Source organism: Roseateles sp. P5_E11 (assembly GCF_054049355.1).
This window is the reverse complement of sequence record NZ_JBFUMO010000200.1, coordinates 1-9,357: the sequence shown is the minus strand read 5'-3', so window position 1 is coordinate 9,357 and position 9,357 is coordinate 1. Positions and strand designations below refer to the sequence as shown.

The following is a 9,357-nucleotide window of genomic DNA, read 5'->3' as shown; positions in this document are numbered from 1 at the left end:
GCGCAGCATGTCGGCGCCGCCGAGGCTGTAGCCGCCCAGCACCTGGGCGGCCTGCATCACCTGCTCCTGGTAGACGAAGACGCCATACGTCTCCTCCAGCACCTGGCCCAGCAGCGGGTGCGGGTACTCGATGGCCTCCTTGCCGTGCTTGCGCGCCACGAAGGAAGGAATCAGGTCCATCGGGCCCGGGCGGTACAGCGACACCAGCGCGATCAGGTCCTCGAAGCGCGAGGGCTTGGCGTCCTTCAACAGGCGCTGCATGCCGGGCGATTCAAACTGGAACACGCTCTCGGAGTAGCCCTTGCCGAAGAGGTCGAAGACTTTCTTGTCGACCAGCGGCACATTGGCCCAGTCGAAGCCGGCGCGGTCGGCGTGGCGGGCGACGATGAAGTCCTTGGCCAGCTCCAGGATGGTCAGCGTGGCCAGGCCCAGGAAGTCGAACTTCACGAGGCCGATGGCCTCGACGTCGTCCTTGTCGAACTGGCTGACGGCCGAGGTTGAGCCGGGCTGCTGGTATTGCGGGCAGAAGTCGGTGATCTTGCCCGGCGCGATCAGCACGCCGCCGGCGTGCATGCCGATGTTGCGCACCATGCCTTCGACGCGGGCGGCGAGCTTCAGCAGCTCGGCCACTTCCTCGTCGCTCTTCTCGCGCTCCTCCAGCTCCGGCGCCTCGTGGCGGGCGTAGATGACCTTGGCCTTGTCGGGGTCGAAATTGGGCGGCAGCTTGGCCAGCGTCACCGTCTTGCCGGGTGGCGCGGGGATGAGCTTGGCGATGCTGTCCACATGGCCGAAGCCCATGCCCAGCACGCGGCCGATGTCTCTCAAAGCCGCTTTCGCGGCCATGGTGCCGAACGTCGCGATCTGGCTGACCGCTGGGCGGCCGTATTTGTCCTTGACGTAGTCGATGACGCGGTCGCGGTTGCCCTGGCAGAAGTCGATGTCGAAGTCGGGCATCGAGACCCGCTCGGGGTTCAGGAAGCGCTCGAACAGCAGGTTGTACTTGAGCGGGTCCAGGTCGGTGATCAGCAGTGCATAGGCCACCAGCGAGCCCGCACCCGAGCCCCGGCCCGGGCCGACCGGGCAGCCGTTGGCCTTGGCCCAGCGGATGAAGTCCGACACGATGAGGAAGTAGCCCGGGAAGCCCATCTTGATGATGGTGTTCAGCTCGAATTCCAGCCGCTCCACATAGCGCGGCCGCTCCTTGTCGCGCTCCGCCTCGTTGGGGAAGAGGTGCTTCAGCCGCCCCACCAGCCCCTCGTGGCTCAGCTCGCGGAAATACTGCTCCATCGGCATCGGCGTGCCGTCGTCCAGCAGCGGCGTCGGGAAATTGGGCAGCTGTGGCTTGCCCAGCACCAGCGTCAGCGAGCAGCGGCGCGCGATCTCGGTGGTGTTCTGGATGGCGCTCGGGATGTCCTTGAACAGCTGGCGCATCTGCGCCTGCGTCTTGAAATACTGGCTGGGCAGGAAGCGCTTGATGCGCTTGGGGTTGGCGAGAGTCTCTCCTTCGGCCACGCAGACGCGCGCCTCATGGGCCTCGAAGTCGTCCTCACCCAGGAACTGGATCGGGTGCGTCGCCACCACCGGCAGGCCCAGCTCCGCCGCCAGCGGCACGCTGGCCTGCACCAGCGCCTCCTGGCCGGGCAGGCCGGCGCGCTGCAGCTCGATGTAGAAGCGGCCCGGGAAGACCTCGGACAGCCGCTGTGCCCATTCCCTGGCGCGCACCTTGTCGCCCTGCATCAGCGCCTGGCCCAGGCCGCCATGCTGGGCCCCGGACAGGCAGATCAGCCCGCCACCCAGCTCCGTCAGCCATTCCCATTTCAGGCAGGCCTGGTTGCGCTGCACGTTATCGATCCACGCGCGTGACAGCAGCTCGCTGAGGTTCAGATAACCCTGGCTGTTCTGCACCAGCAGCAGCAGGCGCGTCGGCGGCTTGTCGGTGGCGTCGGTCTCCAGCCAGCAGTCGGCGCCGAGGATGGGCTGCACGCCCTTCTTGCGCATCGCGCTGTAGAACTTGATGCCGCCGAACAGGTTGGCCAGGTCGGTGATGGCCGCCGCCACCTGCCCGTCAGCCGCGGCCGCGTCGGCGGCGTCATCGGTGCGCAGGGTGCCATCCACCACCGAATACTCGGTGTGCATGCGCAGGTGGACATAGGGCAGGTCTTGCAGGTCTTGAACAGCGGTCTCGGGCATCGCCGCATTGTAGGAAGCCCCTCCGCCGTTAAGCTGCGCGCCCATGAAACACATCGCTCTCGCGCTGGCCACTGCCGGCCTGCTGTCCACCGCCCTTGCCGCACCCCTCAAGGCTGCCAAGCCCCCGGTCAAGGCGGCCGCGAAGAAGACCGCCCAGCAGATCCTCGCCGGCTCGCCGGCCAGCGACTGGCGCGGGCTCGATCCCGAGAACACGCTGCTGATGGAGTTGGCGTCGGGTCAGGTCATCATCGAACTGGCGCCGCGCTTTGCGCCAGCCCATGCCGCCAACATCCGTGCCCTGGCCCGCGGTGGCTACTGGGATGGCCTGGCCATCCTGCGCGTTCAGGACAACTTCGTCACCCAGTGGGGCGACCCCGATGGCGAGGACGCCGCCAAGGCCAAGCCGCTGCCGGCCGGCGCCTCAGCCAAGCTGCCCGCCGAGTTCTCCGTGCCGTTGGACAAGGTCGGCAAGGAAGCCGCCTTCACCAGGCTGCCCGATGTGGAAGGCTGGGCGCCACGCACCGGCTTTGCCGAAGGCTTCCCGGTCGCCGCTGATCCCAAGGCCGGCAGGGCCTGGCTGGCCCACTGCTACGGCATGGTCGGCGCCGGGCGCAGCGACGCGATCGATTCCAGCAACGGCACCGAGCTCTATGTCGTCATCGGCCAGGCGCCGCGCGGGTTGGATCTCAACATCACCGTGGTGGGTCGCGTGCTCAAGGGCATGGAGCTGCTGTCCGGCCTGCCCCGCGGCGGCGCGGCCATGGGCTTCTACGACAAGCCCGAGCAGCGCACCGGCATCCAGCGCATCCGCCTGCTGGCCGAGGTGCCGACCGCCGAGCGGCCCGCACTGCAGGTGCTGCGGACCGAGTCCACCACCTGGACGCAGCTGCTCGATGCCAGGCGCTTTCGCGGCGGCTGGTTCGTGCACAGCCCCGGCTATATCGACATCTGCAGCGCCTCGGTGCCGACGCGGCCTACTCCCTGAAGCCCCTCGTCCGGTCTCGCCCCGCTGAACGCGGGCGCGCCCAGCCGGTCCCCCGAGGGGACGGCGATGCTTGCGGCATTGAGCCACAAGCACACGCCCAAGCGGGCCGGCTCGGGAGCGGCCCAGCGCTCGGCCCAGAATACGCTGACGTCAAGCGCCCAAATAAAGCGCGACGCGATAGGTGATGAAGGAGGCGAGATAGGCCAGCCCGAACAGATAGCCCGTCATGATCAGCGGCATCTTGTAGCCGCCGGTCTCGCGCTTCACCGCCGCCAGCGTGGCGATGCATTGCGGCGCGAACACATACCAGGCCAGCAGCGACAGCGCCGTGGCCAGGCTCCAGCTCTGCTGGATCAGCGGCGCCAGCGCCTGAGCGGCATCGTCGCCGGTGGCCGACAGCGCGTAGACCGTGCCCAGCGCACTGATGGCCACCTCGCGCGCCGCCAGGCCCGGCACCAGGGCCAGGCTGATCTGCCAGTTGAAGCCGATGGGCGCGAAGATCTTGGCCAGGCCCGCGCCTAGATAACCCGCGACGCTGTACTGGATGGGCGCCCCGGTCGCGCCCTCCGGCGGGCCGGGGAAGCTGGACAGCAGCCACAGCGCGATGGTCAGCACGAGGATGATGCCGCCGACACGCTTGATGAAGATCATGGCGCGCTGCCACAGGCCAATGGCGATGGAGCGCGGATGCGGCCAGTGATAGCTCGGTAGCTCCATCATCAGCGGCCGCACGAGGCGGCCCGTGCTCGTGAAGCGCTTGAGCACCCAGGCCACGGCCAGCGCGCCCAGGATGCCGGCGAAATACAGGCCGAACAGCACCAGCCCCTGCAGCTCGAAGCCCGCCACCTCGCGGTGCGGCACGAAGGCGCCGATCAGGAGGGCATAGACCGGCAGCCGCGCCGAGCAGGTCATCAGCGGCGCGATCATGATGGTGACGAGGCGGTCACGCGGGTTGGAGATGGAGCGCGTGGCCATGATGCCGGGGATGGCGCAGGCAAAGCTGGACAGCAGCGGGATGAAGCTGCGCCCCGACAGGCCGACGCTGCCCATCAGCCGGTCCAGCAGCAGGGCCGCGCGCGGCAGATAGCCCGACTCCTCCAGCAGCAGGATGAAGAAGAACAGGATCAGGATCTGCGGCAGGAAGGCCAGCACGCCGCCGCAGCCGGCGATGACGCCGTCGACGATGAGGCTGCGCAGCCAGCCCTCGGGCAGCCACAGGCCGACCTGGTTGCCGAGCCAGGCCATGCCGCTCTCGATGGCGTCCTTGGGCGGCTCGGCCCAGGAGAAGACGGCCTGGAAGAGCAGGAAGAGCAGGACGGCCAGGATGACGGAGCCGGCCACCGGATGCAGCAGCACGCGGTCGACGCGGTCGCTGGGCAGGGTGGGCAGTTCATGGTCGAGGTGGAGCTCGCGCAGCAGCGTCCGCACAGTGACATGGTCGTCGACCTGCTGCTCGCCGGCGACGGCAAGGGGCGCGGCCTCCCAGACCTCGGGCTTGTCGAGCAGCGCACGCAGCTCATCCAGGCCTTCGCGGTGGATGGCGACGGTGCGCACGACGGGCACGCCAAGCTGGGCGGCCAGGGCCACCGGGTCGATCTTGAGGCCACGCCGGGCGGCCAGGTCGGCCATGTTCAGCGCCACGACGACGGGCAGGCCCATGCGGCGCACGGCCAGCAGCAGGCGCAGGTTGCGGCGCAGATTGGTGGCATCCAGCACGCAGACGACCAGGTCGGGCCGCTTCTCGCCCTTGGCGCGGCCGGCCAGCACATCGCAGGTGACGCGCTCGTCGGGTGAGCGCGGGTGCAGGCTGTAGGTGCCGGGCAGGTCCAGCAGGCGCAAGGCCTTGCCGGCCACGGTGACGAGGCGGCCTTCCTTGCGCTCGACGGTCACGCCAGCGTAGTTGGCGACCTTTTGATGGCTGCCGGTCAGGCCGTTGAACAGGGCCGTCTTGCCGCAGTTGGGATTGCCAACCAGGGCCACCAGCTTGCCGCCGCGGTGGACATGGACAATGGACTCAGTCATGGCCGCGCGGCGTCACGGCGATGCATTCGGCTTCGGCATGGCGCAGCGCAAACGTCGATTGCCCGATGCGCACGACCAGGTTGCCGGTGCGCTGGGCGCCGCGGCGCAGCACGCGCACGGCTTCACCCGGCAGAAAGCCCAGATCGGCCAGCCACGCCGCCCATTCCGGCGAATGCCCGGGTGCACTGACCTGCTGGACGGTCAGCGCCTGCCCGGCAGGGGCGGCGGCGAGGCTGGAGAACAGCGGCTCGGACATGGGCGGGCTCGGCGGACGAGTCGGTTTGATGAGAATGATTCTCATTGTACGCAAGCCCATGGCGCCCGCGCCCCGGGAATGGGTTTTGCCCTTTCGGCGGCTCGGCCGGCGCTCAGCGGGGATTGAGGCGGTCCAGCAACTGGTCGCAGGCCTTCAGGGCCTTGCCGAAGTCCAGCTTCGCCACCGCCGTGGAAAGCTGGGCGAGCTCGGTGCCGAAGGCGTCGGCGTGCTGCGTGGACAGCTCTTCGCAGACTGCGACCGAGCGCATATTGCGTTCGACCAGCAACTGGCGCAGCCGGCGCAGTGCTTCCAGAGGCTCGCTCACGATGGCGGGGGCAGTGGGCGGCGGCGGGCCGGGCACGACAGCGGCGGACAGCACGGCGAGGCTGGCGTCGAGCAGCCCCTGCAAGCCGACCAGATCGACCGCGCTGGCGCTGCCACCCTCGCGCAATGCCAGCTCTTGGCGGCCGGCCGATACGGCCAGCGCGGTGGCGCCGACGGCGCCAGCCAAGCCGCGCAGGGTATGCAGCACGCGCGTCGCGTCGGCCAGGGCTTGTTGTTGCAGATGGCACCTGAGCGTGTCCATCTCCGCGGGCGCGTCCTGGGCGAAGGACTTGGCGAGTCGCTCGTACAAGGCGGCCCGACCGCCCAGGCGCTGCAGCGCTGCCTCGCGCTCCAGCAGCGGTGCCGACACCGGCGGCGGGGGCGGCGCCGGCCGCATGGGGATGGGGCCGACGTGGCGGCGCAGGCTGGCGACGAGCTGCTCCAGGTCCACGGGCTTGGCGACATGGTCGCGCATGCCGGCGGCCAGGCAGGCCTGGCGGTCCGATTCCATGGCATTGGCCGTCATGGCGATGATGAGGCTGTCGGCCCGGTGCGCGAGGATGCGCCGCGTGGCCTCGAAGCCGTCGATGTCGGGCATCTGCAGGTCCATCAGGATGGCGTCGAAAACGGGCTCCGCCACCTTGGCCAGATGGGCGCCTTCGACGCCGCCGCCGGCCACGGTCACGACGGCGCCCTCGCCTTCCAGCAGCTCCTGGGCCACCTGCTGGTTGACGCTGTTGTCCTCCACCAGCAGCAGGCGCATGCCCTGCAGCCGGGGTTCGGCGGCGGCCCGCGGCGGCGGTGCCGGCTGCCCACGCGTGGMTTCAGCAACGGCGTCGTGCAGCATGGACGCCGTCACCGGCTTGACGAGATAGCCGCCCAGGCCCTGGATGTCCTGCTCGCTGCGCTCGGCCAGCAGCTCGCGGCCATGGGCCGTGACCATGATGATGACGGGCGCATCGGACTCGTGGCTGGCGCGGATGCGCCGCGAGGTCTCCCAGCCGTCCAGCCCCGGCATGCGCCAGTCCATCAGGATCAGTTCGTAATGCGGCTCGCCGCGCTCGGCGGCCTCGTGCACCACGTCCAGCGCCTGCTCGCCACTGGCTGCCAGGTCGCAGTCCCAGCCCAGGCTGGCGCCGATGCCCTGCAGCACCTCGCGGGCCATCGGGTTGTCGTCGACGATCAGCACCTTGAGGCCGCGCTGCGCCGTGTCGGGCTCACCGCGCTCGGCCGGCGCAGTCGCCATCAGCAGATCGAAATGGAAGCGGCTGCCCTCGCCGACGCGACTGTCCACGCGCAGCTCGCCACCCATCAGCGCGACCAGCCGCCGGCTGATGGCCAGGCCCAGGCCGGTGCCACCGTAGCGGCGTGACGTCGACTGCTCGGCCTGGCTGAAGCCGGCAAAGATGTGATCGAGCTTGTCCGCCGCGATGCCGATGCCGGTGTCGCGGACCTCGAAGCGCAGCCGCGCCTGCCCACCCGTCTCGCCCAGCAACGACAGCCCCAGCACCACCTCGCCGCGCTCGGTGAACTTCAGCGCATTGCCGGCCAGGTTGAGCAGCACCTGGCGCAGCCGGGTGGCATCGCCGACGAGGGCGCTGGGCAGGCGCGGKTCGAGGCGGAACAGCACCTCGATGTCCTTGGCACCAACGTTGGCCGACAGGATGACGGCCAGCTCGCGCATGAAGTCGCTGAGCTCGAAGCGGTGCGGGTCCAGCTCCATCTTGCCGGCCTCGACCTTGGAGAAATCCAGCACATCGTTGATGACGGCCAGCAGCGCCTGGGCCGCCGTGCGGGCCTTCGCCGCATAGTCGAGTTGGCGCGGCGACAGCTCGGTGCGCAGCAGCAGGTTGAGCATGCCCAGGGCCCCGCTCATCGGCGTGCGGATCTCGTGGCTCATGTTGGCCAGGAAATCGCTCTTGGCCTGGCTGGCCGCCTCGGCCGCGACCCGGGCACGTACCAAATCAACTTCGGCGCGGTGTCTCTCGGTCACGTCGACCAGCATCTGCACGACGTTGACGAGGCGGCCACGGCGATCGCGGATGGCGCTGGCGCTGCCGTCGACGAACAGCTCGCCGCCGCCGGGCAGCGCGAAGCCGCGTTCGAAGCGGACATGGTCCAGCCGCCCTGCCGCCAGGCGGGCCAGCTCGCCGCCAGGCAGGCGGCCGGGGCGGAAGTCCGGCAGATCGGCGAGCTTGGCGCCGCGCAGCGCCCCGGCCTCGCGGCACAGCATCGCCGTCAGCGCCTGATTGACGTCGAGGATGACACCCTGGGCGTCGCACAGCGCAATGCCGACCTGGGCGCGCTCGAAGACGCCGCGAAAGCGCTGCTCGCTCTMATTGAGCGCCCGCGTGCGTTGCTCGACGCGCGCCTCCAGCAGTTGGCGCTCGACGACGAGCTGTTCCGTCATTTGGTTGAAGCTGCGCGCCAGCTCGCGGAACTCGGCAAAGCCGCAGACCGGCGCTCGCTCATCCAGCTTGCCCCCGGCGATGCGGGCCACCGCACCGCTCAGCATCTGGACGGGCTCGACCAGGCGACGCCCCAGCAGCAGACCCAGGCCCAGGGCCAGCAGAAGGGACAGGCCGAGGGCGAGAGCCAAGCGGTCGCGCAGCGCACGCGCCGGCGCAAACGCCTCGGCCGCGTCGATGTTGACGGAGATGCCCCAGTCCAGCGCGGGCAGGTGGCGCCAGGACGCGACGATCTCGATACCGGCGTAGTCGCGCGTCAGGCCGCTGCCACTTTCGCCGCGCAGGGCGCGCACGGCCGGCGGCGGCTCGGGCGAGGCCAGGTCCAGCGAGCCGGTCAGCGTCTGCAATGGCGGCCGCTTGAGGTCGTTGATGAAGACGGCCCGGTCGCCCTGGCGTTGCACCAGCACCGTCTCGCCCGTCAGCGCCAGCCCCGAGCGCTCGGTCGCGACCCGCAGCAGGCGGTCCAGGTCGAGCTGCAACACGACACTGCCGAGCACGCGATCGCCATCGACCACCGGATGGATCAGGAAAAGCGTCGCCGGGCCCTCGCCGCGCAGGCGCTGGGCCGGCGTCAGCTGCGGGTCCAGCTGGCCGATGGCGCGGCGGTGCGCGGCCAGCAGCTCGCTGCCTTCGTAGGCGCCGCCGTCCAGCCGCGCCAGCTCGGGTGTCGAGCCGGCCGGTGCCTTCATCGCGAAGCTGATGCGGCCGTCGGGCTGCACCAGCAGCAGGTTGAGGTATTTGCCGCTGTCGTAGAGACGCTCGAAAAAGGCCCGGCTGCCGGCACTCACGCGGGTAGCCACCGCGTCGCCGCGCTGCACCAGCAGCTCGCGCGTGTCGCTGGCCTGGGCGACGAGGCGGCCGTCCACCTCGACCTCGTTGAGGTATTCGTTGATCTCGTGGACCTTCTTGCGCGAGATCGCCACCAGGCCTTCGGTCACCGTCTCATGCAGGCTGTTCTCAAAGCTGGAGAGCTGCCACAGCCCGACCAGCCCCAGGGGCAGCATCGACAGCAGCATCAGGCCCAGCAGCAGGGCCGGGCCGACGCGCCAGGCGCGGCGCGTCGACTCCACGACCGGCACGGCGGCGATCACGGCGCGCCCTCGGTGCGCGGC

5 protein-coding genes are annotated in these 9,357 nt (G+C 69.8%); 1 reads left to right on the top strand and 4 read right to left on the bottom strand.

Annotation, left to right across the window (positions count from 1 at the left end):
- A partial coding sequence (gene dnaE / locus ACXJKR_RS15980; RefSeq protein WP_457323659.1) for a DNA polymerase III subunit alpha occupies positions 1-2,190 on the bottom strand: 2,190 nt, incomplete at its 3' end.
- 43 nt (positions 2,191-2,233) lie between these two features.
- Here dnaE and ACXJKR_RS15975 point away from each other — a divergent pair.
- Complete coding sequence (locus ACXJKR_RS15975; RefSeq protein ID WP_457323658.1) at positions 2,234-3,175, top strand: peptidylprolyl isomerase; 942 nt, start codon at positions 2,234-2,236, stop codon at positions 3,173-3,175.
- 150 nt (positions 3,176-3,325) lie between these two features.
- On the opposite strand, the gene feoB is transcribed toward ACXJKR_RS15975, so the two are convergent.
- The 3 genes from feoB to ACXJKR_RS15960 all read right to left on the bottom strand — a co-directional run.
- Positions 3,326-5,197 carry a ferrous iron transporter B gene (feoB, locus tag ACXJKR_RS15970; RefSeq protein ID WP_457323657.1) on the bottom strand — a complete coding sequence of 624 codons (1,872 nt, stop codon included), beginning with the start codon at positions 5,195-5,197 and terminating at the stop codon, positions 3,326-3,328.
- Positions 5,190-5,453, bottom strand: a complete 264-nt coding sequence (locus tag ACXJKR_RS15965) for a FeoA family protein (RefSeq protein WP_082532912.1) — start codon at positions 5,451-5,453, stop codon at positions 5,190-5,192. The genes feoB and ACXJKR_RS15965 overlap by 8 nt, the downstream gene beginning before the upstream one ends.
- A 112-nt stretch (positions 5,454-5,565) precedes the next feature.
- Positions 5,566-9,357, bottom strand: a 3,792-nt coding sequence (locus ACXJKR_RS15960; RefSeq protein WP_457323656.1) for a response regulator, incomplete at its 5' end; no start/stop codon positions are given.